A 25,396-nucleotide genomic window follows, 5' to 3' on the forward strand; every position below is an offset into this window, starting at 1 on the left:
TGCACGTCGTCTGCACGTCGTCTGCATGGCGTGCCTCTAACGCGTTTCCGAGTATGTATATATTGGTCCACGACACCGGGAGGTCCATATGTCGGTTCGACAGAGTCTGCTCGCGATCCTCGCTCAGGGCCCCTGCTACGGCTACCAGTTGCGGCACGAGTTCGACCGCCGCACGGGCTCGGTATGGCCGCTCAACGTCGGTCAGATCTACAACACGCTCGAGCGCCTCGAGCGTGACGGGCTCGTCGCTCGCGGTGCAGCGGACGAGCACGGCCACGTCTACTGGGAGATCACGGCCACCGGCGCGTCCGAGGTGGACCGCTGGCTCGCGTCTCCCGCGCCACGAAGCCAGGCGACGCGCAACGAGCTCGCCATCAAGCTGGCTGTGGCGGCAACCCTCCCCGGCGCGGACGCCGCCCGAGTCATCGCGGCCCAGCGCGCGGCGTCGGAAGAGCATCTCGCAGATCTCATCGCGACGAGGGCGACGCGCGAGGACGACAGCCCCGAGGGGCTCGCATGGTCGCTCGTCGTCGATTCGATGATCTTCACGGCGGAGGCCGAGGTCCGCTGGCTCGACCATGTGCAGACCCGGCTCGCCCAGCACCCTGTCCACGCCCTCGCTCTCGAGTTGACGACCGATCGACCCAAACGTGGCAGGCCGTCGAGGGCAGACGTGGCGGCACTCGTCTGACGGGTTTCGCCTCAAGCGTATGCACAGCCAGCGGCGTCGCCCGGGAAACTAGGATCAGTCCTATGGCTGGAATATGGGGCAGACGCAAGCGCGAGCAGGAAGAGCTGGCCGCACAGGACGCCGACCTGGCTCGCCGCGCTGAGCAGGCACTCGTCTCGGCGGACGAGCGCATCAGGAGCACGTCCGACGAGCTGGCGTTCGCGGAGGCCGAACTCGGGGAGCAGCTGACTCGTGACCTGAAGAAGGCGCTCGCTGCGGTGCGCACGCATCTGCGCGAGGCATTTCAGCTCCACCAGCTCAACCACGATGAGATTCCCGACACGCCTGAGGAGCTCCGCACCCGCAACGCGCGGATCATCCAGCTGTGCGATTGGGCGCAGGATCTGCTCGACGAGAAGACGTCGGATCTCGCGGCATCGATCTCGAAGGTGCGTCGCGCACCCGAGATCATCGCCCAGGTGCGTGCCGATGCCGAGGCGCTGAGCGCACGGATCCCGCACACGAACGAGACCGTCGCGCGTCTCTCCGCGCGTTACTCGGACTCGGCGATGCACCAGATCACGGCGAGCGCCGCCGAAGCAGAGCAGCTGATCGCGTTCGCAACGCACGGCGCGGCCGTCTCAGAGCGTCGCCGCGCGGCGAAGCAGAACGAGGAGGCGAACCTCGCACTGGAGACCGCCACCGAGGCCACGCGGCGCGCTTCCGCGCTGCTCGACGCCGTGGAGGACTTCGAGATCGAAGCGCTGCGTGCGGAGTCGACCCTTGCCGAGGTCGTCGCGGATTCACGCAACGACCTCATCGCCGCGCGCACCGCCCCCCAGGTGCCGGCCGTCGCGGCCGCCGTCTCCGCGCTGCAGGACGCGCTGAGCGCCCTGTCGCCCGCGGGCACCCCCGGGGATCCCTTCGCAGAGCTGTCGCAGCTGCGCGACGCGAACACGGCTCTCGACGACGCGATCGCCACCGCTCGGCATCGCGAGGCGCACCCGCTGCCCAGCATCCAGCAGGTGCAGCATGCGATCGATGATGCCGACCGCCAGCTCGGCGTCGCCCGCGGACTCATCGCCGGGCACCGCGGCTGGATCGGCGCCGACGCGCGCACGCGCCTCGCCGAGGCCGAGAGGCTGCGGGTCGATCTGTCGGATCTGCTTCCGGCGGAAGAGACGCGCGACGAGGCTCTGGCCAGTGCACGACGCGTCGCACACCTGGCTTCTGAGGCCCTGCAGCTCGCCCAGCGCGACATCGATTCCTCACGGCCGCAGGATCAGGGCTGGGGCGGCGGAAACGGCTGGGGCGGCGGCGGCTGGAGCGGCGGCGGCCGACGCGGCGGTGGCGGCGACGTCGCCTCGGGCATCCTCGGCGGCCTCGTCATCGGCAGCATTCTCGACGGCATCTTCGACTGACGCGGTCGCACAACGCGACGACGGCCCGGCTCCCTCTGGAGCCGGGCCGTCGTCGTCTCAGCCTCAGGAGGCGAGCGCCTCAGTGGGCGGAGCCTGCGTCTCGAGAGCGATCACACCGTAATCCCAGCCCTTGCGTCGGTAGACGACGCTCGGGTGGTCGGTGCGCACGTCCACGAACAGGAAGAAATCGTGCCCGACCAACTCCATCCGGTCGACGGCCTCTTCGACGGTCATCCATTCCGCTCCGAAGTTCTTGGTGCGGATGACCACCGGCGAGTAGACTTCGTCGTCCTCGTTCTGGATCGGCACGTTGCCGGTCGCGACGGCCCGCAGGACGTCCACGGATGCCGGCTGGACATCGATGCCCTCCAGCGCTCCGCTCTCCTTCTCGAAGTGCGCCCCACGCGGGTGCTGGCGTCCGTCGACTCGCTTCTCCTTCGCTCGACGAAGCTGCTCGGCCATCTTGTCGACGGCCATGTCGAGTGCGACGAACTTGTCTCCGTCCGTGGCTTCAGCGCGCACGACGGGGCCCTTGCTGACGAGCGTGAGCTCCACGGTCTCGTCCGGCACGTGACCGTTGCGGTACACCCGGTGGGTGACCTTGACATCCAGCCGTTGCGCACGGGACGCGAACGTCTGGATCTTGGCGATCTTCTCTTCGACAACGGCTCGGAATCGATCGGTGATACCCACCCCGACGCCAACGATGCTCGTTTCCATTGCTGCCTCCTTGTCCCGGTCCTCCCGGCCAAGGGCGGACCGTGGTCGCCTTGTGACCCCCCACGGTAGTCGGCCTGACCTCGGATGTCACGGGTCAGTTGCTGCGTGTCCCCGATGCGTTCACATTCCGTTCGCTGTGACGCGGCGTGGCGGCGAGCGCGACCGCTGCCAGGACATGGGCGCCCGCGTCTGTCAGCGCGCGAGCCGCCTCATCGAACGTCGCACCCGTCGTGACCACGTCGTCGACGAGCACGACGGTCTCCCCCTCGAGCACACGTCGCGCTCGCATGCTTCCGCGGACGTTCTCCGCTCGGCTCACGGAATCGAGGCCTCGCTGATCCGTGCGCCGACCCCGCAGAACGAGCAACCGGTCGGGAAGCCGACCCGCCCGCCGGATCAGCAGCTCGGGCACCCGGTAGCCGCGCCGTCGAAAGGCGGCCACCGATGTCGGGATCGGCACGAGGTGGAGCGGCCGATCAGCATCCGGGCGCGCCTCGAGCACGTCGACCACCTCCCCCAGCGCCGATCCGAGCGGGCGAGCGAGCACCGTCTCGCCGTCGTCCTTCATCCTGCGGATGCATCGCGCCGCGACCGACTCGAAGGGCATCGCCGCGCGGACCTCCAGTCCGGCGGGCGAGCGAGCACCGTCTCGCCGTCGTCCTTCATCCTGCGGATGCATCGCGCCGCGACCGACTCGAAGGGCATCGCCGCGCGGACCTCCAGTCCGGCGGGCGTGCGGCGGACGAGCGGCTCCGGTCGGATGCTCTGTCGGCACGAGCCGCAGAGCAGCGTCTCGGGCCGGTCGCACCCCGCGCAGGTCGCCGCGAGCAGAAGGGCGAGTATCTCGAGTCCTACGGCGCGGGCCGGTGGGTGCGGTGACATCCGTCGATGCTCTCGCAACAATCCGGCGCCGGGGCTGCAGAGGCTGCGCGGAACGCGGCCGTCATGGACTGTCAGTCGATGTCGGACGGCCGTGCAGGGACAGTCGCGCTCAGTGCCCCGCACGCGTCGCGAGAAGTGAGACTCCGCTGATCGACTCGCTCCATGCCGAGCCCGCACGGGCGAACACGGCGCCGTCCGCGCCCAGCACTCGCAGACCGGTGGCTGCGCGCGCACCCGCCAGGGACACCGCGCCGGTCGGAGCCACCTCTGACGTGCCAGGCCCTCCGACCACCTGCGTGACGACCATCCGGTCTGCGGGATCCGTCAGCAGTCCGAGACGATCCGCGCCCAGCCAGACGAGGCCGATGGCGCCGCCGTCGAGCTGCGCCAGCGGCTCGGTGGGCCCGAGCTCGGTCGGAAGCCCGGCCTCATCGCGGATCACCGATGACACGACGATCCAGCGCTCGCCCCCGATCACGACGGCCGCGGCGACGCGGGCCCCATCCGCCGAGACGCGGATGGCGGATACGGAGGAGGCCTCCGGCCACGCGCCCGCGATGCTCTGAGGGGCGACATCGCTGCCGATCGCCTGCAGAGCCGCCGGTGCGTTAGACGGGACCGACCACGTGTAGTCGTAGGGATCCATGGACGGCCGCACCAGCGATGGGCGGTCGTCCAGCTCGTTGAAGCTGCCTTCACCTGCGAGCCACACGTGCCCGTCGGTGAGCTGCACGGCCGCGTGGGAGCTGTCGACCGACACGTCGACCGCTGTGACGGGCTGACCCGCGTTCACGATCTGGTCGGAGACGCCGGGGATCGGCGTGATCTCTCCACCGACCAGCATGCCGAAAGTCCCGTCCTTCAGCACGAGGCTGCCCGGATCGGCCTTGTCCGTCACGACCTCGACGACCCCGGCCTCCAGTGTGCGGCCGTCGACCGTGAAGCGCACCTGGTCGATCTGCACGCCCCCGGCGGTCAGGGTCGCCTGGAGCTGAGTGCGCATGCGCGCGAGGGTGGTCGGGTCGAGGCCCAGCGCCGCCCGGTTCAGGGCGACGTCGGCGATCTGGTCGGGGTCGATCGGCACGGAGTCCCGTGCGAGCTGCACCTCCTGCGGGAACGCGCTCTGCACGGCCGGATCGAGCCAGGGGCTGGGCGCGCCGCCGATCAGCGACTGCGCGATGGTCGTCGCCACCGTGGCGCGTCGAGGGAACCAGCGCACATCGGGCACGAGTCGTTCCCACGTCTGATCGAAGTACTGCAGCGCGTAGTCGTCGTACACGCGCGAGAACCTGGATTCGTCGATCACCACGCCGTCCGGCGCCTCGGCGATCCGCCACTGGCCGTCTGTGAGTTCGACCACGAAGGCCGAGTTCGAGGCGCCGAACGCCTCGGAGTACGCTCCGGTTGCGTCGACGCTGGCGACCTGATCGAAGGCGACCCTCACGTCGGCCGTGTCGCCGTCATCGGCATCGTCGTCTTCGTCGACATTCGAGCTGAACGAGCGAGTCGCCGAGCTCACATCGATCGACACGCCGGTGTTCGGACGCCAGGTCGATGCGAGCTCCGGGGTGAGAAAGCTGCGAGCGGTGTTCCAGTTGTCGGCCGGGGTGATCGCGGCCTCCATGAAGCCTTCGACGATCGCCGCAGGCCCCGCGCCGTCCACCGGACCCGAAGCGAGCGGGAGGAAGTCCTGCCCCTCGGGGGACGCCCCGAGAGGCTTTCCCGGCTGTGCGTCTCCGCTGGTCGGAAGACCTGTGCACGCTGACAGGATGAGCACGGTCGCCGCGATCACGAGACCACGCAGCGCGCGCCGAGTCCGCGCGGTCATTCGATGCTCCCTCGATCGAAGAGCTCCGCCGGGACATCGGCGAGCTGGATCGGCTGCGTGGCATCGCCGAGTTCGGCGAGCGGCTCCTGCGGCTCGATCGGGATGGGCGAAGGCCCATCCGTCGCATCGCCACGGCGAGGCAGGGTCAGAACGAAGTTCGTCCCGACGCCGAGTTCGGACCACACCGCGAGCGATCCGCCGTGGAGAGTCGCATCGCCGAGCGCGATCGACAGTCCGAGCCCCGTGCCTCCGAGAGTGCGCTGGCGGGAGGGATCAGCGCGCCAGAATCGGTCGAACACCCGCTCGGCATCCGCCGGGTCCATGCCGAGCCCGAAGTCGCGGACGCCGGCGGCGACCGCATGCTGATTGCTGTCGACGGTGACCACGATCGGTCGGCCCTCGCCGTGCTCGATCGCATTGCCGATCAGGTTGCGCAGGACTCGTCGCACTCGCCGCGGATCCATGTCGACCGGCGAATAACCGCCGGGGGCGACGAGCCTCAGCTCGCTGCCGCGATCATCGGCGAGAGGACGCATCTGCTCGATGATGTCCTCTGCCAGATGTGCGAGGCTCGTCGCCTCGAGCTCGAGCTGCACGGAGCCTGCGTCATAGCGGCTGATCTCGAGCAGATCCGACAGCAGCGTCTCGAACCGCTGCACCTGCGTGTGCAGGAGCTCGGTGGTGCGAGCGGTCGTCGGATCGAACTCCTCCCGCTGATCGTTCAGCATGTCGGCGGCGAGGCGGATCGTGGTGAGCGGAGTCCGCAGCTCATGCGACACATCTGACACGAAGCGCTGCTGCACGAGTGACAGCTCGCCGAGCTCCTTGATCTGCGATTCGATGCTGTCGGCCATGGCGTTGAAGGAGCGTCCCAGGGTCGCGATCTCGTCTTCCCCGTGCACGTCGATGCGGACGCCGAGGTCGCCCGAGGCCAGACGCGCGCTCGTCTCGGCAGCCTCGACGATAGGCGTCGACACGGTGCGGAGAACGATGAAGGAGATCGCGGCGACGATCGCCACCAGACCTATGCCGGCGACCCACAGGGTGCGCTGCACGAAGGTGAGAGTGTTGTCTGCATCCGCGAGGTCGTACGCGAAGTAGATCTCGAACGGCCCCGCCTCGGGAACCCGCAGCTGCTGCCCCACGATGATCCCGGGGACAGCTCGGCCGCCGACCTCGAGTGATACGGACTGCCAGGACTGCCAGTCGTCGAACTCGACCACCCTGTTCCTGAGGCCCGAGGTGATCAGATTGTCGCTCAGCCCGGCGGTGAAGCCGTTGAGCGGGACGTCGGGGTCGACCTCCATGCGGAATCCGGCGAGACCTTCGGCCGTCGAATTGCGTCCGAGGTCCTCCTGCACGCTGTCCCACAGCTCCGGCAGGGCTGCCGGGTCATCGCCCAGCGCCGTCGCGTCCAGGGTCGCCTGCGCCTGGTTCACCGAGCGGGCCGCGTCTTCGAGCGCCTCGTTCTTGCGGGATTCGAACAGATCGTTCTGGATAACCAGCGCCATCGTCACGCAGGTGATCAGGATCGCGGTGGACGTCAGCAGAAGCGTGATCGTGAGCGTCCGGAATCGCAGAGAACTGCGCCACAACGCCTGGACGACGGTCGGCCATCCACGCCAGTCGCGGATGACAGCGACCGCCGTGGTGGTCGCTGTGGTCGCGGCCATCGTGGGCCTAGCCCGCGCTCCCGGCACGGTAGCCGACGCCCCGTACCGTCATGACGATCTTGGGGTTGTCCGGGTCGAGTTCGACCTTCGCCCGCAGACGCTGCACGTGCACGTTGACCAGCCGCGTATCGGCCTTGTAGTGGTAACCCCACACCTGCTCGAGCAGCATCTCCCTCGAGAACACCTGCTGGGGCTTCGACGCGAGCGCGACGAGCAGTTGAAACTCCAGGGGCGTGAGAGCGATCGGAGCCGTGCCGCGGCGCACCTCATGGGCGTCGACGTCGACGGTGAGGTCTCCCACGCGCAGCTGCTCCCCCACATTCTGCGACGTGGGCCGCAGTCGGGTTCTGATACGAGCGACGAGCTCCTTCGGGTTGAAGGGCTTGACGATGTAGTCGTCGGCTCCGACCTCGAGTCCTCTGACCACATCAGCGGTGTCGCTGCGGGCGGTGAGCATGATGACGGGGACTCCGGATTCGGCGCGGATGCGCGTGCAGATCTCGATGCCGTCCATCCCGGGCAGCATCAGGTCGAGCAGCACGAGATCGGGACGCTGTGCGCGCCACTCGTCGACCGCCCGCGCACCGTCGGCGCAGAACACCGGCTCGAAACCTTCCGTGCGCAGCACGATGCCGATCATCTCGGCGAGCGCGGTGTCGTCGTCGACCACAAGAATGCGTGAGGTCATAACTGTTACCTTATGGCACTCAGTACCACGGTCCTCCTGTCTACGCGCCCGACGGGTCATGTGACACGATGGGAGCGCACGACGGAGGGAGTGCCGGTGAGCGGCCAGACATGGACCCCTGCCCCGAAGAAGGGCATCATCCCCCTGCATCCGCTGACGTTCGGGATGCTGTTGAGCAAGTCGTTCGTCGCACTGCGCCACAACCCCAAGGTCCTCTTCGGCTTCGGCGTCGTGATCCAGCTCGCGGTCGTGGTGCTCAGCGCCACGGTGATGGGCTTCGTGTTCGTCACGACGTTCACGCGGCTCGAGTCGCTCTCTCCCTCCTCCCCGGACTTCGAGGCCGTGTTCGCCGGAACGATCGCGATGAACATCGTCGCGGGCATCTCCGTCGGTCTCGCGTCCGTCGCATTCACCGCTCTGATGCAGGGCGTCGTCGCAGCCGAGATCGGCTACGCCGCAATAGGCGTGAAGGCCACGCTGAAGACCCTCTGGCGCAAGATGACCCCGTCGTTCTGGCGGCTGGCCGCCTTCGCTTCGCTCTCGGTCATCTTCATCTTCGGTGTGATCGTCATCCTCTTCGTCATCGTCGCCGGCTTCGTCGCCAGCGGGCTCGGCGGATCCGCTGAGGCCATCGGCGGCGTCGTCATCCTCGTGCTGCTCGTCCTGCTCACGACGATCCCCCTCCTGGTCTGGCTGACGACCAAGCTGCTGCTGGTACCGTCCATCCTCGTCCTCGAGCGCGCGAAGCTCCGCGATGCGCTCGTGCGCTCGTGGCGACTCACCCGCGGTCGCTTCTGGATCGCCTGGGGAGTCACCTTCCTGATCGGCGCCATCATGGGTGCCGCGATGCAGCTCGTGAATCTCCCCGTGTCGCTGCTGAGCTCGATGCTCGGATCGGTCATCGCCCCGACCGGCTCTGCGGACACTGCCGCGATCATGGGGTTCGTCTTCGCCCTCCTCGCCCCGCAGATCCTGCTCCTCGTGCTGCAGGCCATCACGCTCGTGGTGCAGAGCACCGCAGGCACCCTCGTGTATCTCGACAGTCGGATGCGCTACGAGGGTCTCGACCAGGCGCTGATCAGTCATGTCGAGCGACGCGACCTGGGGTGGACGGAGGAACAGCTCGGCGACCCCTTCGTCGTCGACGCCACGCGCGCTGTCTCGAGTGCACCGCCGCCCAAGCAGGTGCCCGAATGGGCGACGATGACGCCGGCCGGCTATGAGGCGCAGCCGTATGGAGGGCAGCCGTACCCGGCACAGCCATACCCGGCACAGCCGTACCCCGGGCAGCAGTACCCGACACAGCCGTACCCCGGGCAGCAGTACGGGTACCCGACTCAGCCTCCCCCGGCACAGCCGCCGTACGCGCCGCCGGCTGCGACCGTCCCGCCTCAGCCACCGGCGTATCGGCCGGCACCGGCGCCCACCGCTCCCCCGGCATCCTCGGCGCCCGCGGACGACTCCACCTGGGCGGCCCCCGGAGCGGGCAGCGAAGGATCTGCATGATCCGCCCGCTGGACGATGTGCTGGTGCCTGACGGAGACGAGGCGAGACAGTGGGCCGAGCAGGAGCTCTCCGACCCGCGCTATGCCGATGCGAAGCCCACGTGGTTCGATCTCGTCGCGCGTGACATCGGCCGGTTCCTCGCCGATCTGTTCAGCTCCGACAACGGCGCCAGCGTCGGGCCCTCTGCGCTCATCGTCGTCAGCGTCATCGTCTTCGGCGCTCTTGTGGCGGCCCTCATCATCTGGGGTCGCCCTCGCCGCTCCCAGGCGATCCGTCGGCCGGGTGCCGGGCTTCTCGGCGCCGAGGATGACCGCTCGGCGGCGCAGCTGCGTGCGGATGCCGACCGCGCCGCGCGAGCGGCGGACTGGGACGAGGCGACGGTCCTGCGGTTCCGCGCGCTGGCGAGAGGGCTCCTCGAGCGCGACCTCATCGAGCCGTCCCCCGGCGCGACGGCCCAGGCGATCGCGCGCGAGGTCTCGGTCGTGTTCCCTGCGGAGACGACACCCGTCCGCCAGGCCGCCGTGTTCTTCGACGACGTGCGCTATCTGCGGCATCCCGCGACCGCTGATCGCTACGCGGAGCTCGCAGCGACAGATGACCGGCTCAGTGCCCTGCGCCCGGAAGCAGTGACCGCGTGAGCGTTGCCGAGCAGCAGGACGTCCCCGCGTCGACCGCCGAACGCGCGCCTCGAGGCCGACGGTCGCGAGCTCTGCTCGGATGGCTGATCATCGTGGCGCTCGTCCTCGGCGGCGTCTTCGTCGCGATACAGGTCGGTGTGCGCATGCCCGATCAGCGGGGTTCGCTCGATCCCGAGAGCGTGAGCGACTCGGGTGCCATGGCCATCGCGCAGATCCTGCAGGAGAACGGCGTCGAGGTCTCGGTCTTCCGTTCGCGCACCGAGGCACGCCAAGCGCTCGATGACGACGCCACGCTCGTGATGGCGAATCCGTACACGCTCTCCGACGAGGCGATCACCGAGCTCATCGATCCCGCCGACCGGGTGGTCTTCCTGTCGAGCAGCACACACCTGCTGAGCCTCTTGAGGATCGGCGACAACGCCACCCCGGATTTCACCCCGGTGCAGGCGGACTGCGACGCACCCGAGTTCGCAGACGTCGGCTCGATCCGTCCTGATCGGCTGTTCACGCCCGCCGACGGCGTGGAGGGATGCTTCGGCGACGACGACGCGGCGGCCGTGCTCATCGATGAGAGCGACGGAGCCACGCATGTCGTCGTCGAGGGTGCGCGCCTCTTCAGCAACGCCTATCTCGCGGATGACGGCAACGCCGCACTCGCGCTCGCGCTGCTCGGACAGACCGAGCGTGTCGTCTGGTACGTGCCCAGTTTCGGCGACACGGACATCGAGGGCGAGACCGAGGACACCCTCGGGTCGCTCACCCCGGGATGGGTGACACCGGCCATCCTGCTGCTCATGCTGGCCGGCGTCGCGGCAGCACTGTGGCGCGGTCAGCGCTTCGGACCGCTCGTCGCCGAGACGCTGCCGGTGACGGTCCGCGCCTCGGAGACCATGCACGGTCGCGCACGTCTGACCGCGAAGGCCGGCGACGCCGCGCACGCGGGCGAAGCTATCCGTGACGGGAGCCGGCGCCGCCTGGCGCGCAGGCTCGGCCTCGCTGTCACCGCCAGTGCCGAGGAGGTCGCGGATGCCGCAGCCGACCGGCTGCGCGTGCCGCGTGGCTCGCTGCACGAGCTGCTCGCGGGCGCGCCACCCGTCGACGATCCGTCACTGATCGACCTCGCGCGCCGACTGCAGGAACTCGAGAGCGCCGTCGACGCCTCGTCCTTCACGGAGCGGAGATCCGAATGAACCGCCCCCGCCGAACCGCCGTCCATCCATCATCCGACCGGAAGCCGAGGACACCACGTGACCGCTGAGAACTTCAACGACGCCGAGCTGCGTCAGGCCATGCACCGCGTGCGCACGGAGGTCGACAAGGCCGTCGTGGGCCAGGCGGGCACGGTGACCGGCCTGCTGGTGTCGCTGCTCGCGCGAGGACATGTGCTGCTCGAGGGCGTGCCCGGGGTGGCGAAGACCCTGGTCGTGCGCTCGTTCGCCCGGGCGCTCGGCCTCGACACGAAGCGCGTGCAGTTCACCCCCGACCTCATGCCGGGAGACGTCACCGGTTCGCTGGTCTACGACGCCCGCACGGGCGAGTTCGACTTCCGTGCGGGTCCGGTGTTCACGAACATCCTTCTCGCCGACGAGATCAACCGCACGCCTCCGAAGACCCAGGCCGCCCTGCTCGAGGCGATGGAAGAACGTCAGGTGTCCGCCGACGGTGTCAGCCGAGCTCTGCCCGACCCGTTCCTCGTCGCCGCGACGCAGAACCCGATCGAGCACGAGGGCACGTATTCGCTGCCGGAGGCCCAGCTCGACCGCTTCCTGATGAAGCTGGTCGTGGGAATGCCGGAGCGGGATGCCGAGGTGTCCGTGCTGCGCAAGCACGCCTCCGGCTTCTCCCCGCGCGAGCTCACCGGCGTGGAGGCGACCGTCTCCGCGGACGAGATCCGTGCGGCTCAGGATGCGGCAGGACGCGTCGAGGTCACCGATGACGTCCTCGGCTATGTCGTCGACCTCGCCAGAGCCACGAGGGAGTCGCCCTCGGTCGAGCTCGGTGCGAGCCCCCGCGCCTCCACGGGTCTGCTCGCCGCTGCGAAGGCGTGGGCGTGGCTCAACGCATCCTCTGCCGTCACGCCGGATCACGTGCAGACGATGCTCGTCCCCGTCTGGCGGCACCGGCTGCAGCTCCGTCCGGACGCCCAGATGGAGGGCGTGTCCGCGGATGCCGTGCTCACATCCGTCGTCCAGCAGACCAGGGTGCCGATCTAGGTGTTCGTCACCGGCCGTCTCGCGCTTGCCGTCGCCGTCGGCATCGTCCCGCTCGTCCTCGCCGGGCTGGCGGACTTCCCGCCCTATGCCGCCCTCGGCATCTGGGTGCTGCTCTGCTTCCTGCTGATCGTCGTCGATGTGCTGCTGGCTCCGAGCCCCCGCTCCGTCGTCGTGACCAGGCGCGTGCCGACGCGCACCCGCATCGGCGAGCAGGTCCCCGTGAGCGTCGCGCTGCAGAATCAGGGTCCCCGGACGCTCCATGCGCTGATCCGCGATGCCTGGCAGCCGACGGCCGGAGCGGGTGAGGCCCGTCAGCGACTCAGCGTCCCGCCGGGCGAACGGCGACGCGTCTCCATCCCCCTGCTGCCACGACGTCGCGGCGAGCTGGCGAGCGAGTTCGTGATGATCCGCTCGCTCGGTCCGCTCGGCCTCGCCGGCCGGCAGGCCCGTCACCTCGTACGCGGGACCATCCGGGTGCTGCCCGCCTTCTCGTCGCGGAAGCACCTCCCCTCCCGCCTCGCCCGTCTGCGGGAGCTCGACGGGAACACGAGCATCCAGGTGCGCGGTCAGGGCACCGAGTTCGACTCGCTCCGCGAGTACGTCCGAGGGGATGACGTGCGGTCGATCGACTGGCGCGCCACCGCTCGCGCGGGCACCACGATGCTGAGGACGTGGCGACCGGAGCGCGACCGCCACGTCGTGATCATCATCGACACCGGCCGCACTGCAGCCGCGCGCGTCGGCGACGGCACGAGGGTCGATGCCGCCCTGGAGGCGTCTCTTCTGCTCGCGGCCCTCGCCGCGCGTGCGGGCGACCACGTGCATCTGCTCATGTACGACCGGGTCGTGCGGGCGCGCGTGACCGGTGTGGAGGGGACAGCGCTGCTTCCGGCGCTGACCGATGCGATGGCTCCGGTGCACGCGCGTCTCGTCGACACCGACTGGCCGGGTGCTTTCGCTGCCGTGCGCACGCTCACGACCCGTCCGTCGCTCATCGTGGTGCTCACCGCTCAGGATGCGGCCGAGTCGGCTCGCGGATTCCTCGGTGCGTTTCCCGACGCGAGCAGGTCGACATCGATCCTCGTCGGTTCGGTCACCGACGACGGCATCGCGGATCTCACGACGCGGCGCGGATCTCGAGAGGAGATCTACCTCGCTGCGGCGGCCGAACGCACGATGCGCGACGCGGAGAACGTGGCCGACGCGGTGCGCCGCGCGGGAGGCGAGGCGATCGCCGCTGACCCCGAGTCGCTGCCTCCGAGGATCGCAGACCGGTACCTGGAGCTGAAGGCCGCCGGGCGCCTCTGAACGCGGAGAGTCAGCCGGCCAGGAGCCTGGGCGTACCTGCCTCGTACTCGACGAGGTCTCCGGTCTCGCCGCGGCGATACGCTCGACCGCCGATCACGAGCATATAGATGAGGAACGCGGCGAGGGCGGCGACGCCGATGCCGATCTTGACCGGCCAGGGCAGCGCCCACCCCGTCACGAATCCCTCGATCAGCCCGGACACGAACAGCGCGAAGACGAGTCCGATCGCCACTGTCGCGAGCGAGCGTCCCTCGGACGCGAGTGACTCGCCTCTCGAACGGTGTCCCGGCGCGACCCACGACCAGAACAGGTGCAGACCCGCCGCAGCCGCGACGAAGATCGACGTCATCTCCAGGAGTCCGTGCGGGAGGATGTAGAGGATCATCACATCGACCTGGTCGTGTGCGGCCATGACGGCGCCCGACACGCCCAGCCCCATCGCGTTCTGCACGAGGACGTTGATCGGCCAGATGCCGGTGATGCCGAACAGCACGCATTGCAGGGCGATCCAGGCGTTGTTCCACCAGACCATGCCCATGAACACCGCGGCCGGGTTCTCGGTGTAATAGCCGGTGAAGCTCTCGTCGGCGTACTGCTCCAGCAGGTCCGGCGGGCCGAGGGTCGCGAGGAGTGCCGGATCTGAGGAGATCCATGTCGCGGTCCCGACGACGATCGCGATGAATGACGCCGCGATCACGAGCGTCGTCCAGCGCAGTCGATAGAGCGCGGCGGGCAGCTGCAGCGAGAAGAATCGGCCGGTCTGGGTGAGGATGCTGTCGGACGCCCCGGTGAGTCGCAGCCGCGCGCGCACGAGGATCGTCGAGAGGTACGCACCTTGAGGTGACTCCCCCACCGAGGTCTTGAGCTCAGCGAGATCCGCGGACGCCGCGCGGTAGCGGACGATCAGCTCGTCGACGCCCGCGCCGTCGAGCCGAGCACGGCTCAGCTGGTCGAGCCGTTCCCACTCGGCGCGGCGTGCATCTGTCAGCGCATCGGCATCCACCTGATTTACTGTACTCATGTCCGCCGCGCTCGATGCATCCGACGAGGTCCTCTCGGGCGAGGCCGTCGCGATCGACGTGCAGCCGATCGGCTTCGTGTTGCGAGCCGCGGGCGCGATCATCGACCTCCTGGTCGGGCTCGCTGTGTTCCTGTCGACGATCTTCCTGCGGATCTGGCTCCTCGACATCGGCGTCCTGACCCAGGCGACAGACACGATCGCCTTGATCGCCTCGATCGTGATCAGCTTCGTGGTGCTGCCGATCACCATGGAGGTCGCCCTCAAGGGCCGCAGCCTGGGCAAGCTCGCCGTCGGGGGTCGGATCGTGCGACTCGACGGTGGCGCGACCGGTTTCCGCCATGCGTTCATCAGGGCACTCCTCGGCGTCCTCGAGATCTACATGACGCTGGGCAGCATCGCGGTGCTCGCCGGAGCGTTCAGCGCCCGCTCGCAGCGGCTGGGAGACATGGTCGCCGGCACCTACAGCCAGCGCGTGCGCACGCCGAAGCTGATCCCGAGCGTCCCCGTGCTGCCGCCGATGCTCGCCGGCTGGGCGCAGATCGCCGATGTCGCGCGCCTCCCCGACCGTCTCGCGCGCCGCATCTCGCAGTTCCTGCAGAGCGCTCAGCGGATGGTCCCGTCAGCTCGCGCCCGAGTGGCGCAGGATCTCCTGACCGAGGCATCGCCGTTCGTCTCGCCTCTGCCTCAGGCCGCCCCGGAGGTTGCGCTCATCGGCATCACCGTGCTGCGGCGCGAGCGGGAGCGCAGAGCGCTGGAGAACGCCGACCGCCGAGCGGAGAAGCTCACCGGTCGACGCGTCGGGGCCTGAGCACACCGGTCTCTTCGCGAACCCCGGCGCCGTCAGAATCGGATCGCGTCGATCACCTTGACGCGAAGGGCGACCAGTGCAGGGATGAAGCCGGCGACGGCGCCCACCAGAATCGACGCGGCGAGCCCCACGAAGGCCGCGCGCATCGGGAACGGCGGCACGTCCTGGATCCCGTAGAACAGCGAGGTGACGACCCAGTCCGAACGGAGCACCGCGACGACGATCGCGATGCCGACGAGCCCCGCCACCGTCGTCGCGACGAGGCTCTCGAGGAAGACCGAGAAGAAGACTCGGCCCGAGGTGGCGCCGAATGCGCGACGTACGCCGATCTCACGCACTCGCTGCCGCATCGCGACGAGCTGGATGTTGATCAGACTCAGAGCTCCCAGCGCGAGGATCACGGCAGCGATGCCGCCGGTGACCATCTCGAACGTCGCCTGCGCATCCAGCGCACCGGGCTGGGCGGCCCAGTCCGACCGGCTGACCGACACCGTCTGCCCGTCCGGGAGCCCTGCGCGAAGATCCATGGCGAGCACGGGTGCGATCTCGTCGACCTGCTCCTGTCCGAGCCAGACCTCGTACTGCGGCCAGGCGCCCTCCGGCAGAGCATCGACGCGGGCACGATACGCGTCGTAGAGGATGTCGACCCGAAGCTCCTCGTCTCCGAACCCCTGGCGAGGCACGACACCCACGACCTGATAAGTGCCACCCGCAGGCCCCGCGAGCGTGAGAATCGGATGCTCCGCGACGGGCGTGCGACCGATGCGATCCCACAGCGCCTCCGTGATCACGACGGGCGGGGAGAGTGCGTCGGCATCCGCATCCCGCATCCATCGGCCCACGAGCAGCTGCTCGCGGTGGATCTCGGAGTAGAGCGGATCGATCAATCGTGAGTTGACATCGACGATGCCGTCCGGCAGCTGCACCGGAACGACCATGCCCTGCGCGATCCGGGCCGTGTGGCTGAACTCGAACCGCTCGGTGACGCGCGTGAACCTCTCATCGAAGGCGTCGAAGTCGACCGGCGCCCCGTCGTCGCTGCTGATCGTGACGACCAGGGTCGCCGCCCTGCCTCCCCAGCGATCCGACTGCTCCGCCTGGAACTGACGCTGATATTCCGAGACGGCGACGACCCCGGTGAGGGCTGCCACCGAGACCGCGATGCCGATCAGGCTGAGCAGCACACGCAGCTTGTGGACGCGGATCTCCGCCCACGCATCCGACAGCGCTCCGAGGATGCCGGTCATGACGCGGCTCCGCGACGCGAGTACGGCATGGCCGGCATTCTGTCGGGTGTCGGCATCTCGGCCCCGGTGGACGCAGCCGCCGGTGCGGATGCGGACGGGACGGATGAAGAGGGAACGGATGCGGAGGGAACGGACGCCGCGAGGGTCGAGGCTTCGAAGGCGCGGCTGAGATCCGCAGGCTCGAGGACCCCGGCGTCGAGTCGGTAGTGCCGTCGGGCACGGGCGGCCACATGGAGGTCGTGCGTGATGGTCACGAGTGCCGCGTCGGTCTCGGTCGCGACCTCGTCGAGCAGCGACATGACGGACGCGCCCGTGTCGATGTCGAGTGCGCCGGTCGGCTCGTCCGCGAGGATCAGCACGGGCCTGCGCACGAGGGCCCTCGCGATCGCGACCCGCTGCTGCTCTCCTCCCGAGAGTCGATCGGCGATCTGCTCGATGCGATGACCGAGGCCGACTCTCTCGAGCATGTCAGCGGCGATCTGCCTCCTGTTCCAGAACAGCCGACCGCGCGCATGGCCGAGTGGCATCATCACATTGTCGAGCGCGGTGCGCCCCGGGAGCAGATTGAACTGTTGGAACACGAAGCCGACGTTGTCGCCGCGCAGCCGGTCCAGCCGCCCCGACCGCATCCGACGCACTTCGCGATCCTCGAACGACACGGAGCCGGTGGTCGGAGCGTCGAGCATCCCGAGGATGTTGAGCAGCGTCGACTTCCCGGAGCCCGACCTGCCGACGATCGAGACGTGATCACCCGCACTGACCTCGAGCGTGATCCCTCGCAGGATCTCCAGCTCCGAGTCGTCAGCGAGCCGCACGCTCTTCGTCACATCGCTCAGCGCGACGAGAGTCACCAGCTGACCCCGCTGTCGCACTGCTCGACTCCGGGAGCCACCTCGTAGCAGACCTCCTCGACCGGGGCGACGAAGCCGGGGACGAACTGGCGGATCGACTCCCCCTCTTCGAGGCCGGAGACCACCTCGACCATGGCCCCGTCACTCACGCCGAGCTCGACCGCTCGCTCTTCCGGTTCAGCGCCGTCGCCGGCATCGACCCAGACGTTGCCCGTGCCCGCGCCACCCTGCACAGCGGTGACCGGCACCACCAGGGCGTCGTCCACCTGCCCGAGCGCCAGATCCATCGTCGCCGGCAGACCGGCGAAGACGACCTGGTCACCGGGCACCGCGCATCGCACGCTCGCTGTGCCCTCGGCGCTCACCTGCACCCGCACTCCTGTGCACACGAACGGCGCGGGCCCCCCGGTGATCGTCACCGATGCGTCGGCCGGCGCATTCACCAGGCGGTACAGCTGGACCGGCTCGACGGTCGCGAGCAGGTGGTAGCGCGCGGGCGTGAGCGTGAAGATCTCGGTTCCGGTGGATGTCGCCTGACCCTTCACGAGAGCGATCTCCGAGACGTCGCCGGCCTCCGGCGCGACGACGTCCACATCCTTCTTGGGCTCGTCCTGCCTGATCGTGAAGAGCTTCTGCCCCGCCGCGACGGTCGCCCCGTCGGGGACATGCACCGCGATGACCGTTCCGGTGATCTCCGACCGCACCGGGAACGCGTCATCGCGTGCGACGTTGCCGCTCAGGGTGAGAGCGTTCACCACCGAGCCCCGTTCGACCGGGATGACGGGATCGACGATCGACGACTCGGGGCTGACCATCGCCTCTGTGGCGTCCGGGAAGAACGCGATCTTCACGAGAGCCGCGGCGCACGCGCCGAAGACGAGAACGAGAAGAAGAGGGAAGATCCAGCGTCGCCAGACGATCACGGCTGCCTTTCCGGCGGCGCCGCCCTGGCGCATCCGCGGTCAGCGTATCGGCATGCGTCGATGACCCACCCGCCCCGAGGCGGCGTGTCCCCGTCGGCGATGCGGACGGTATATCAGGCGCGAAGCGCCTCGTGCCGGACGACGAGCCATCCGGCGGGAACGGACAGGCGGTCCGCATGCTGTGCGCACAGATCATGCGCGTTCGGGTGGCGCGCCATCCCCAGGGGCCCGAGCGCGGCCATCTGATCGCCGTAGTCGTAGGTGAGAGTGGCCACGGCCTCGCGCGCGCAGCCGACCTTCGAGCAGAGTCTTCCGTCCATTCACGCCAGGCTACGTCGAGGTTCATCGGATGAGCGGATGCCGCGCCGCCGCGCCCGTCGGACTCGGCCTAGACTTTCGCTATGCCCCGTCGCTCCCGCACCTCTGACGCACCCCGCCGCGGGGCCAGACACGGGCGCCACGGTCGGCTCGGACGCAGCGAGGTCGTGCGCCCTCCACTCGCCCCTCTCGACGGGCGCATCGACCGGTTCGATCTGACCGTCGGCACTGCGGTGGAGTTCCTTCGAGGAACCTGGCCCGAACTGCAGGAGGTGCGGTTCGAGATCGGCGCCATGCCCGCGTTCGAGGCCGCAGACGAGGTCCCGCGCTGGTACCTCGATCACGAGAAGGCGCGCATCGTGCTCTTCCGGCTTCCCATCGAACGGCTGCTGCCGCCGGGACACGACGACTCCGCCCACCGCAGGATGGCGATCGAGAGCGCCGTGTTCAGAGCTGCGGCCGAGTACGTCGGCCGCGAGCCCTGGGACCTCGGCGGCCACGAACACTGAGCTCAGAGACCGTCCTCGCCGGTCCGCAGGTCACGGGTAGACGGTGATGCTCTGCTGCGCTCCCGCAGCCGGCCATACCGGCCAGACCGCGAGCGCTCCGGGCGCGCTCATCGTGACGGAGGCATGCACCGGCGCCGAGGTCGACAGCGCATACACCGTGCGCGGCGTCACATCGACCGACGCCGACGAGTGGGCGGGGACAGTGACCTCGACGGGCTCTCCGCCCGATGTCGATGCGACCTGCACCGTCGCATCGGAATCCTCGTCGTTGGCGAGCACGAGGCGAGGCGTCGGCCCGGCAGGAACGGCGACGTACACGTCATCCTCGAGCTCCGGCGCCGGCGTGACCCAGGCGAAATCGTCCTGCGGCCCGGCGACATCCTGCTGCCGCACCGCGGCGAGCACAGGGTTGTCCGATTCGATGCTCATCGTGTAGTCACCCGGCGACAGCGCGGAGAGCGACAGCTCGGTGGGCGCGTCGGCGGTGAGCGGAACCGTGAACTCGTCGGCGATCGTGGACGCACCGACCTCTCTGACCGTCACGACGGCCTGGGAATCGACCTCGGGTGACATCAGCCGCAGAACCGCCATGTCTGCGTTGTCGCCCTGGTTCTCGTAGACCTGGATGCCCGGGAGCACCGGCTGACGCTGCGCAGCGGGAACGGCATCCTGCAGGTCGATGCCCGAGGGATCGAGGGTCCGGGTGAGCGACGACTGCAGTACAGCGCGCACGGGCGACCCTGTCGCGGTCACCTTGACGATCGGGAAGTCCGATCCGGCGGCGATCGATGACAGCGCGAGCGCGACCTGAGACTCCGCGGGGACGATCACGGTGCTGGACGCCCGCGCAGACCCGAACACGCCGAGAGAAACAGTGGAGGGCACGACCCCGGGGTTCGTGAGAACGATCAGGTCCTCGGTCCCGGTGGCGACCGTTCCGCCGACGAGCCACGACTCGATGCCCGCAGGACGGCAGGGCGCCGCGGCGAGACCGAACAGGTCCGCCTCCTGCACGCTGACCGACTCCGTGGCGCCGAGCAGCGGCGCCTGGCGTCCCTCGACAGGGCCCACGAGGCGTTGCGCGGATCCGCCGTCGGCGAGGTCCTTCGCAGGCAGGGGACTCGACTCCGGTCGCCCGGACGACCCCTCGGAGGTCACTTGGGGAGACGCCGCCGACACCATCTCGAGCGGGTTGGAGGGATCTCGACCGACAGCGCGAAGGTCACCGTTGCAGACGAGAACGGTGTCACCCGGAAGGGGCGCCACCTGCGCCTGAGCGGGCTCGTGCGAGACAGTCGGCCACGGCGCGGTGATGCCGACGACGACACCGACGACGCACGCTCCTGCGACGACGGCGCCTGTCAGGACTCGAGCGCCGGTCGCCGCCACCCGGAATGCGCGGTTGCGGGTCATCGCCGCTCCTCCTCACCCTGTTCGGTCGACGGCTGGGCCTCGACTGCCGCATCCGGCTCGGGCCCGTCCGAGGGCGCGGCGTCGGCTGTTGCGGCTGTCTCACTGACCTCGGGATCGCCGTGCGGTTCTGCGGCGCCGTCGCGGTCCTCGGGGTGCCGAGGAAGCACGAGCGGCTCTTCCGGTGCTCGTCCGACGATGCGCGAGCGGGCGCGGGCTGCTCGCCGCGACGCACGTGTCGGCACGGACAGCAGCAGCGCCGCGAGCACGAGCACGAGCTGGACCGTGATCACGAGGCGCGCTGTCGCCTGCTGAGCGGTCGAGAGCGGAGCCCGTGGCGAGGCGTCGGCCTCGAGCCTGTAGAGCACACCACGGTCGGTCGAGCCGGCCTGGACGAAACCGGCCCGCTGGTCGAGCGATGTCACCGCGGCCGTGCGCAGAGAGCGAGCACGGTCCGACTCCTCGCCCGAGACCTGTGCGAGCAGGACGTACGAGATCCCCGTCCGAGCCAGCTCATCAGCCGCATCGAAGTCCCTGGCCGAGAGCAGATCGACCGCGAGCGTCGTGAGGTCGGAGCCGCGCAGCTCCGTCGCTGTCGAGAGGATCGTCGTCTGGGCGCTCAGCGTCTCGCTTCCGCCCCACGCCACCTCGGTCGCCAGGCCGCCGTCGTTCTGCGGGGTGAGCACGAGGGTTCCGATCTGACGGTCGGCACCCGCCTGCGCTGCGACATACGCCGGCAGCGTCGATGCGGGACCGTCTCGGAGCTCCGACTCGTCCGCGTGGACCGCGGCCAGGGCAGGAACAGCGCACACGGCGATCGCAAGACCGGCGACCGCCGCGCTGAGCACCCGGACCCGTGGCATGGTCACCGCGGTGTCGAGCGTCACGAGGGCGGCTCCGGTGACGCCGATCCACGCGAGGCTGAGACCCGAACCCGGCCAGATGGCGACGGGAGTCCCTTGGGCGAAGGACACGGCGACTCCCACGGCCAAGAACGCGGTGGCCAGGCCGCAGAGCGCGACGAGCAGAAGAGTGATTCCGGCTCGCCAGCGCGGGGCGACCGCTGATGCGAGAGCGAGGAGCGCGAGCGGGGCGAGCAGCACCCCCACCCACGGCGCGAGCTCGAGGCCGAGCCACGTCGCCCACCCGGCCATGTCACCGCTGGGGAATCCGCTGGCCAACGCGAGTCTGCCTGCGGCATCGGCCGCTGCCTGCGGACCGGCCCAGATCGAGCCGGGATCCGCGAGCACCGCGAGGATGTCTCCGCGGCTCAGCTGCCAGACCACGAGCGGCGCGAAGAGGGCGACGGCGGGAATCGGCACCCAGACCAGGCGGACGGCTCCGCGGATACGAGCGCCGGCGAGGGTGATGCCGAGCGCCACGACCCACAGCAGGAGGAGTGCCGGGGCGAGCGAGGGCGCACATGCCGTGACCGCGGCGAAGAGGAGCGATGCTGCACCTGCCGCGCCCCACGAACGATGGGCCACCGCCCCTGCGTGGAAGAGCCAGGGCAGGAGGAGGTGCACCAGCACAGCGGCGGGGCGACCGTCGACGAGCGCGGTGAGGAAGGTGGGAGCGAGCGCCCACACGATTCCGGCGAAGATGCGCAGACCCGCACGATCGGTCACTCGCGTGGCCGCGAACCAGCCGCCGAGCACGGCGAGGGGCAGCGCCAGCACCCAGAGGAGCACGAGGGAGAACGACGGGGCGGCCGGCCAGAGAGAGCCGAGCACAGCGAGCACTCCGGAGAAGGGGTCCGCGGGGCCGACGACGTCGACTCCGAGACCGCGCAGCCCCCAGGCGGCGTCATTCCACAGCGCACCCACCGTCGACCGCAGCGGAAGCAGCGCACCGCCACCGAGCACGGGCCACGCGAGGATCGTGGTGAAGGTCGCGATGCTGACGACGAGGGCGCCAAGCACCGCCCAGGCGCCGCCGCCCGAGAAGAACCGGAGCTCACTGACCGCTCCGCCCTCGCTGCCGTGGCCGTCATCCAGCCGACGACGAAGATCGGAGCTGCTCACACGCAGCGGGGCGATGCTCGACCAGCTCGAGGTGCGGAAGGAGCGGATGCGAGAACGAGACCGCGCGATCGCGCCGAAGCGGAACATCGCCGTCACCGCAGCCGCCCACTCGGGCGCGACGGCCTCCGGCCTCTTGCCGATCAGGTCGGCCATGGATCGCCAGAGCGCGAGAGGAAGCAGAGTGAGCCAGTGCAGCGGGACGGAGATCGCCGGGGCATAAGCGAGGCGGCGGTGCAGCTGGGCGAGTCTGGTCGCGAACGCGCGCCTGCCCCGCGCGGTCGGAGGTGTCCCTGGTCCGTCCGGTGACACGGATACGCGGGCCGAGGGCGCGAGCACGACGCGTCCGCCGCCGAGGCGGGCACGGACTCCGAGGTCGAGACCCAGGTCGGCTCCCGCGAGCGCCGGATCCGGACGCAGCGCATCGCGGACCTCGCCGCGGATCAGCATGCCGCGGATGTCCGCACCGAGCGCGTCGTCGCTGGCATCGTGCTGTCCTTGGTCGAGCTCGCCGCCGGCCAGCTCCACCGAGCGCCCCAGAGTCGTCATGCTGACGCCCAGAGAGACGATCTCGCGGTCGTTGTCGGTCTGCACGAGCTTGGGCGCCACGATCGCCGCCGACGGAGATCGTTCGAGAGTGCCGATCAGGCGCTCGAGCGCTCGCGGGTGCGGAGCAGTGTCCTGTGCAAGCAGCCAGACGGCGCTGCCCTCGAGGATGCGGGGTCGGGCGAGTTCGACGGCATCCGCGAATGAGGTGTTGCCGCGCGCCTGGATGATGCCCTCGACTGTGCTCGTCACGGCCTCGCTCTCGCGAGCCGACGCCGCGTCGCCGCACATCACCAGGGTGATGGCGGCTGCGGGCGTCGTCTGGGAGCGCAACGCATCGAGTGTGCGGAGCAGCTGCGCGCGGGCGGAGGAACCGGGGCGCGCGACGATGATTGCGTGAACTCGGGCTGGCATGACGTGGTCAGCCTATGCGTGCGACAGGAATCGGGGGCTGACCCGACCCGGCGTGGCCGCGAAGCTATGAACGCGGACGAATCACTGCCGGGTCAGCTCGCGCGACGCTTGAGCTTGCGGCGCTCGCGCTCGGAGAGACCGCCCCAGATTCCGAAGCGCTCGTCGTTGTTGAGCGCGTACTCGAGGCACTCGCCGCGAACATCGCAGGACGTGCAGATCCTCTTGGCGTCGCGGGTCGATCCGCCCTTCTCGGGGAAGAAGGCCTCAGGATCAGTCTGCGAGCACAGTGCATCGCTCTGCCATGCGAGAGCATTGTCATCGTCGGTCTCGACCTTGCGTACCCCGGGAACACCGAGGTTGATCGGATCGACGAACCAGTTCTCCGGTACGTCTGAACGGTAACCCGTCATCTCGCTCTCCAACCCCTAAATTCCGCCCCCTCGGCGGGCCGTGCTCAACTAATTACACCCGTGTCATTCCCATCGGTCAAGTCGCGGATCGTAAACCCTCAATCCGGTCTTGAAGGTTCTTGACCTCCGTACGGCGTGTCGCACGTCCGCCCGAGGAGTCAGCGGCCGGAGGTGAGATCGCCGGGCGATGCGACGAACGCCTCGCCCTGGCCGCCAACGGTCAATCGAACCTCGTCGGCGGACGCGAACGCGACGGTGCCGATCGGAACATCGAGCACTGCACCGTCCGCACCGCCCACCCTGACGCGACCGGACGTCGCGAGGACCATCGTCGGTCCGTCCACGTCGATGACGACGTCCTGGCCGTCGAGTTCGACCCTTCTCAGCGAGAAGTCCGCGACGGGCACCGGGTACTCCGTGATCGCACCATCCGTCGTCGGGCGCAGCACGGGCACCTCGCCGGTCGTCGTGTCGAGGACCGAGAGCAGCTCGGCCACATCGATGCGCTTGGGCGTGAGACCGCCGCGCAGGACGTTGTCGCTCGCCGCCATGATCTCCACTCCGAGACCGGCGATGTAGGCATGCAGGAGCCCGGCCCGCAGGAAGATGCCCTCGCCCCTGCGAAGCACCACGTGGTTCATGAGCAGCGCGACGACCACACCGGGGTCTCCCGGATAGGTCTCCGCGATCGCCGCCACACCGCGGAGCGTCTCGGCCCATTCCCCCGACGCGGAGGCTGCGGCCGCGCTCACAGAGGCGACGACGTCGTCGACCACGGACCGCGCATCGCCGGACAGCAGCCAGCCGATCGTGTCGCGCAGGACGTCGCCCTCACCGCGGAGACGATCAGCGAGTTCCTCGACCCCGGTGCTCTGCTCCAACTCCCCCAGCAGACCCAGGGTGTCGCCGACGGGGCGCAGCCCGCTCAGGGATTCGAACCGTTCGCTCAGGGCGACGATCAGCTCGGGCTTGTGGTTGTCATCGCGGTAGTTGCGAGTCGGGTCCGTGGCGTCGAGCGTCGATTCCCTCGCCCACCCGGCTCTCGCCTGCTCGACGGTCGGGTGCACCTGGATGGACAGGGGCGATGCGGCCGCGAGGAGCTTGAGCAGGTACGGCAGAGCACCGCTCGTGACGGCGTCCAGCGTCCCGCCGCCCTGCACGTCGGACGGGTCTCCCGGGTGGTCGCCGAACCACACCTCCGCCTCAGGCGCACCCGTGGGGGTGCGGCCTTCCAGGTCGGCCAGGAGCGTCGGGGATCCCCACGCGTAGTCACGGGGTGCATTCGAGAGACTGAGCAGCATGCCACCAGGCTATTGGCAGGGAACCCACCGTGCCACGACCGTCCCATCGGTGACTCCCGACTTCCGCGCG

At 69.4% G+C, this 25,396-nt stretch carries 23 protein-coding genes; 9 read left to right on the plus strand and 14 right to left on the minus strand.

Annotated elements, in window-relative coordinates; genetic code table 11:
• The first annotated feature begins 88 nt into the window (after positions 1 to 88).
• Together QRN21_RS02220 and QRN21_RS02225 are read left to right on the plus strand one after the other, a co-directional pair.
• On the plus strand, positions 89 to 691 hold the full coding sequence (locus QRN21_RS02220; protein ID WP_056278246.1) for a PadR family transcriptional regulator: 603 nt from the start codon (positions 89 to 91) through the stop codon (positions 689 to 691).
• Between the two features lie 62 nt (positions 692 to 753).
• Complete coding sequence (locus tag QRN21_RS02225) at positions 754 to 2,091, plus strand: coiled-coil domain-containing protein (protein ID WP_053095666.1); 1,338 nt, start codon at positions 754 to 756, stop codon at positions 2,089 to 2,091.
• 63 nt (positions 2,092 to 2,154) lie between these two features.
• Here the strand turns inward: QRN21_RS02225 and hpf are convergent, their stop codons facing one another.
• From hpf to mtrA, 5 genes are all read right to left on the minus strand, one after another.
• A complete protein-coding gene (hpf, locus tag QRN21_RS02230) occupies positions 2,155 to 2,811 on the minus strand; it encodes a ribosome hibernation-promoting factor, HPF/YfiA family (RefSeq protein ID WP_053095665.1) in 657 nt (218 codons plus the stop codon).
• Positions 2,812 to 2,905: 94 nt separating this feature from the next.
• Complete coding sequence (locus QRN21_RS02235; RefSeq protein ID WP_285363030.1) at positions 2,906 to 3,418, minus strand: ComF family protein; 513 nt, start codon at positions 3,416 to 3,418, stop codon at positions 2,906 to 2,908.
• Positions 3,419 to 3,802: 384 nt separating this feature from the next.
• Positions 3,803 to 5,521, minus strand: coding sequence for an LpqB family beta-propeller domain-containing protein (locus QRN21_RS02240; RefSeq protein WP_285363031.1), 1,719 nt, complete (start codon positions 5,519 to 5,521; stop codon positions 3,803 to 3,805).
• The gene (gene mtrB / locus QRN21_RS02245; RefSeq protein ID WP_053095662.1) at positions 5,518 to 7,194 is read right to left on the minus strand and encodes an MtrAB system histidine kinase MtrB; all 1,677 of its coding nucleotides are present in this window, start codon (positions 7,192 to 7,194) and stop codon (positions 5,518 to 5,520) included. The genes QRN21_RS02240 and mtrB overlap by 4 nt, the downstream gene beginning before the upstream one ends.
• Positions 7,195 to 7,201: 7 nt before the next feature.
• Positions 7,202 to 7,882 (minus strand): MtrAB system response regulator MtrA, encoded by a 681-nt coding sequence (gene mtrA, locus QRN21_RS02250; protein ID WP_053095661.1) that lies wholly within the window; start codon positions 7,880 to 7,882, stop codon positions 7,202 to 7,204.
• 96 nt (positions 7,883 to 7,978) lie between these two features.
• Here mtrA and QRN21_RS02255 point away from each other — a divergent pair, with 96 nt between their 5' ends.
• The 5 genes from QRN21_RS02255 (at position 7,979) to QRN21_RS02275 (ending at position 13,547) form a co-directional block, all read left to right on the plus strand.
• Positions 7,979 to 9,388 carry a hypothetical protein gene (locus QRN21_RS02255; RefSeq protein WP_285363032.1) on the plus strand — a complete coding sequence of 470 codons (1,410 nt, stop codon included), beginning with the start codon at positions 7,979 to 7,981 and terminating at the stop codon, positions 9,386 to 9,388.
• Complete coding sequence (locus tag QRN21_RS02260) at positions 9,385 to 10,026, plus strand: DUF4129 domain-containing protein (protein ID WP_053095660.1); 642 nt, start codon at positions 9,385 to 9,387, stop codon at positions 10,024 to 10,026. Before QRN21_RS02255 ends, QRN21_RS02260 begins: the two co-directional genes overlap by 4 nt.
• The gene (locus QRN21_RS02265) at positions 10,023 to 11,216 is read left to right on the plus strand and encodes a DUF4350 domain-containing protein (protein ID WP_285363033.1); all 1,194 of its coding nucleotides are present in this window, start codon (positions 10,023 to 10,025) and stop codon (positions 11,214 to 11,216) included. The genes QRN21_RS02260 and QRN21_RS02265 overlap by 4 nt, the downstream gene beginning before the upstream one ends.
• A 99-nt stretch (positions 11,217 to 11,315) precedes the next feature.
• Positions 11,316 to 12,239 (plus strand): AAA family ATPase, encoded by a 924-nt coding sequence (locus QRN21_RS02270; RefSeq protein WP_285363175.1) that lies wholly within the window; start codon positions 11,316 to 11,318, stop codon positions 12,237 to 12,239.
• Entirely contained in the window at positions 12,240 to 13,547 is a 1,308-nt protein-coding gene (locus QRN21_RS02275) for a DUF58 domain-containing protein (protein ID WP_285363034.1), read from the plus strand.
• Positions 13,548 to 13,557: 10 nt separating this feature from the next.
• Here QRN21_RS02275 and QRN21_RS02280 read toward each other — a convergent pair whose 3' ends face one another.
• Positions 13,558 to 14,550, minus strand: a complete 993-nt coding sequence (locus tag QRN21_RS02280; protein WP_285363176.1) for a stage II sporulation protein M — start codon at positions 14,548 to 14,550, stop codon at positions 13,558 to 13,560.
• A gap of 16 nt (positions 14,551 to 14,566) precedes the next feature.
• Between QRN21_RS02280 and QRN21_RS02285 the strand changes: the two genes are divergently transcribed.
• Positions 14,567 to 15,376, plus strand: a complete 810-nt coding sequence (locus tag QRN21_RS02285; RefSeq protein ID WP_053095655.1) for an RDD family protein — start codon at positions 14,567 to 14,569, stop codon at positions 15,374 to 15,376.
• Positions 15,377 to 15,408: 32 nt separating this feature from the next.
• Here QRN21_RS02285 and QRN21_RS02290 read toward each other — a convergent pair whose 3' ends face one another.
• The 4 genes from QRN21_RS02290 to QRN21_RS02305 all read right to left on the minus strand — a co-directional run bounded on the left by QRN21_RS02290 (position 15,409) and on the right by QRN21_RS02305 (position 18,717).
• Positions 15,409 to 16,623 carry an ABC transporter permease gene (locus QRN21_RS02290; protein WP_053095654.1) on the minus strand — a complete coding sequence of 405 codons (1,215 nt, stop codon included), beginning with the start codon at positions 16,621 to 16,623 and terminating at the stop codon, positions 15,409 to 15,411.
• Entirely contained in the window at positions 16,620 to 17,474 is an 855-nt protein-coding gene (locus tag QRN21_RS02295; RefSeq protein ID WP_285363177.1) for an ABC transporter ATP-binding protein, read from the minus strand. Before QRN21_RS02295 ends, QRN21_RS02290 begins: the two co-directional genes overlap by 4 nt.
• The gene (locus QRN21_RS02300; protein ID WP_230100638.1) at positions 17,471 to 18,430 is read right to left on the minus strand and encodes an efflux RND transporter periplasmic adaptor subunit; all 960 of its coding nucleotides are present in this window, start codon (positions 18,428 to 18,430) and stop codon (positions 17,471 to 17,473) included. The genes QRN21_RS02295 and QRN21_RS02300 overlap by 4 nt, the downstream gene beginning before the upstream one ends.
• Positions 18,431 to 18,510: 80 nt before the next feature.
• The gene (locus QRN21_RS02305) at positions 18,511 to 18,717 is read right to left on the minus strand and encodes a DUF3499 family protein (RefSeq protein WP_053095653.1); all 207 of its coding nucleotides are present in this window, start codon (positions 18,715 to 18,717) and stop codon (positions 18,511 to 18,513) included.
• Between the two features lie 165 nt (positions 18,718 to 18,882).
• On the opposite strand from QRN21_RS02305, the gene QRN21_RS02310 reads away from it, so the two are divergent.
• Entirely contained in the window at positions 18,883 to 19,224 is a 342-nt protein-coding gene (locus tag QRN21_RS02310; protein WP_053095652.1) for a metallopeptidase family protein, read from the plus strand.
• 30 nt (positions 19,225 to 19,254) lie between these two features.
• Here QRN21_RS02310 and QRN21_RS02315 read toward each other — a convergent pair whose 3' ends face one another.
• From QRN21_RS02315 to manA, 4 genes are all read right to left on the minus strand, one after another.
• On the minus strand, positions 19,255 to 20,637 hold the full coding sequence (locus tag QRN21_RS02315; protein WP_285363035.1) for a DUF5719 family protein: 1,383 nt from the start codon (positions 20,635 to 20,637) through the stop codon (positions 19,255 to 19,257).
• Positions 20,634 to 23,615, minus strand: coding sequence for a glycosyltransferase (locus QRN21_RS02320; protein ID WP_285363036.1), 2,982 nt, complete (start codon positions 23,613 to 23,615; stop codon positions 20,634 to 20,636). Before QRN21_RS02320 ends, QRN21_RS02315 begins: the two co-directional genes overlap by 4 nt.
• A gap of 92 nt (positions 23,616 to 23,707) precedes the next feature.
• Complete coding sequence (locus QRN21_RS02325) at positions 23,708 to 24,025, minus strand: WhiB family transcriptional regulator (protein WP_072591048.1); 318 nt, start codon at positions 24,023 to 24,025, stop codon at positions 23,708 to 23,710.
• 158 nt (positions 24,026 to 24,183) lie between these two features.
• Positions 24,184 to 25,326, minus strand: a complete 1,143-nt coding sequence (manA, locus tag QRN21_RS02330; protein WP_285363037.1) for a mannose-6-phosphate isomerase, class I — start codon at positions 25,324 to 25,326, stop codon at positions 24,184 to 24,186.
• Positions 25,327 to 25,396: the final 70 nt, after the last annotated feature.

Origin of the sequence: Microbacterium sp. LMC-P-041 (assembly GCF_030209555.1) — a bacterium.
Classification (GTDB): Bacteria; Actinomycetota; Actinomycetes; order Actinomycetales; family Microbacteriaceae; genus Microbacterium.

Coding starts and splice junctions, on each gene's coding strand:
- QRN21_RS02220 (WP_056278246.1), top strand. CDS start 89: ATGTCGGTTCGACAGAGTCTGCTCGCGATCCTCGCTCAGGGCCCCTGC.
- QRN21_RS02225 (WP_053095666.1), top strand. CDS start 754: ATGGCTGGAATATGGGGCAGACGCAAGCGCGAGCAGGAAGAGCTGGCC.
- hpf (WP_053095665.1), bottom strand. CDS start 2,811: ATGGAAACGAGCATCGTTGGCGTCGGGGTGGGTATCACCGATCGATTC.
- QRN21_RS02235 (WP_285363030.1), bottom strand. CDS start 3,418: ATGCCCTTCGAGTCGGTCGCGGCGCGATGCATCCGCAGGATGAAGGAC.
- QRN21_RS02240 (WP_285363031.1), bottom strand. CDS start 5,521: ATGACCGCGCGGACTCGGCGCGCGCTGCGTGGTCTCGTGATCGCGGCG.
- mtrB (WP_053095662.1), bottom strand. CDS start 7,194: ATGGCCGCGACCACAGCGACCACCACGGCGGTCGCTGTCATCCGCGAC.
- mtrA (WP_053095661.1), bottom strand. CDS start 7,882: ATGACCTCACGCATTCTTGTGGTCGACGACGACACCGCGCTCGCCGAG.
- QRN21_RS02260 (WP_053095660.1), top strand. CDS start 9,385: ATGATCCGCCCGCTGGACGATGTGCTGGTGCCTGACGGAGACGAGGCG.
- QRN21_RS02270 (WP_285363175.1), top strand. CDS start 11,316: ATGCACCGCGTGCGCACGGAGGTCGACAAGGCCGTCGTGGGCCAGGCG.
- QRN21_RS02285 (WP_053095655.1), top strand. CDS start 14,567: ATGTCCGCCGCGCTCGATGCATCCGACGAGGTCCTCTCGGGCGAGGCC.
- QRN21_RS02290 (WP_053095654.1), bottom strand. CDS start 16,623: ATGACCGGCATCCTCGGAGCGCTGTCGGATGCGTGGGCGGAGATCCGC.
- QRN21_RS02300 (WP_230100638.1), bottom strand. CDS start 18,430: ATGCGCCAGGGCGGCGCCGCCGGAAAGGCAGCCGTGATCGTCTGGCGA.
- QRN21_RS02305 (WP_053095653.1), bottom strand. CDS start 18,717: ATGGACGGAAGACTCTGCTCGAAGGTCGGCTGCGCGCGCGAGGCCGTG.
- QRN21_RS02315 (WP_285363035.1), bottom strand. CDS start 20,637: ATGACCCGCAACCGCGCATTCCGGGTGGCGGCGACCGGCGCTCGAGTC.
- QRN21_RS02320 (WP_285363036.1), bottom strand. CDS start 23,615: ATGCCAGCCCGAGTTCACGCAATCATCGTCGCGCGCCCCGGTTCCTCC.
- QRN21_RS02325 (WP_072591048.1), bottom strand. CDS start 24,025: ATGACGGGTTACCGTTCAGACGTACCGGAGAACTGGTTCGTCGATCCG.
- manA (WP_285363037.1), bottom strand. CDS start 25,326: ATGCTGCTCAGTCTCTCGAATGCACCCCGTGACTACGCGTGGGGATCC.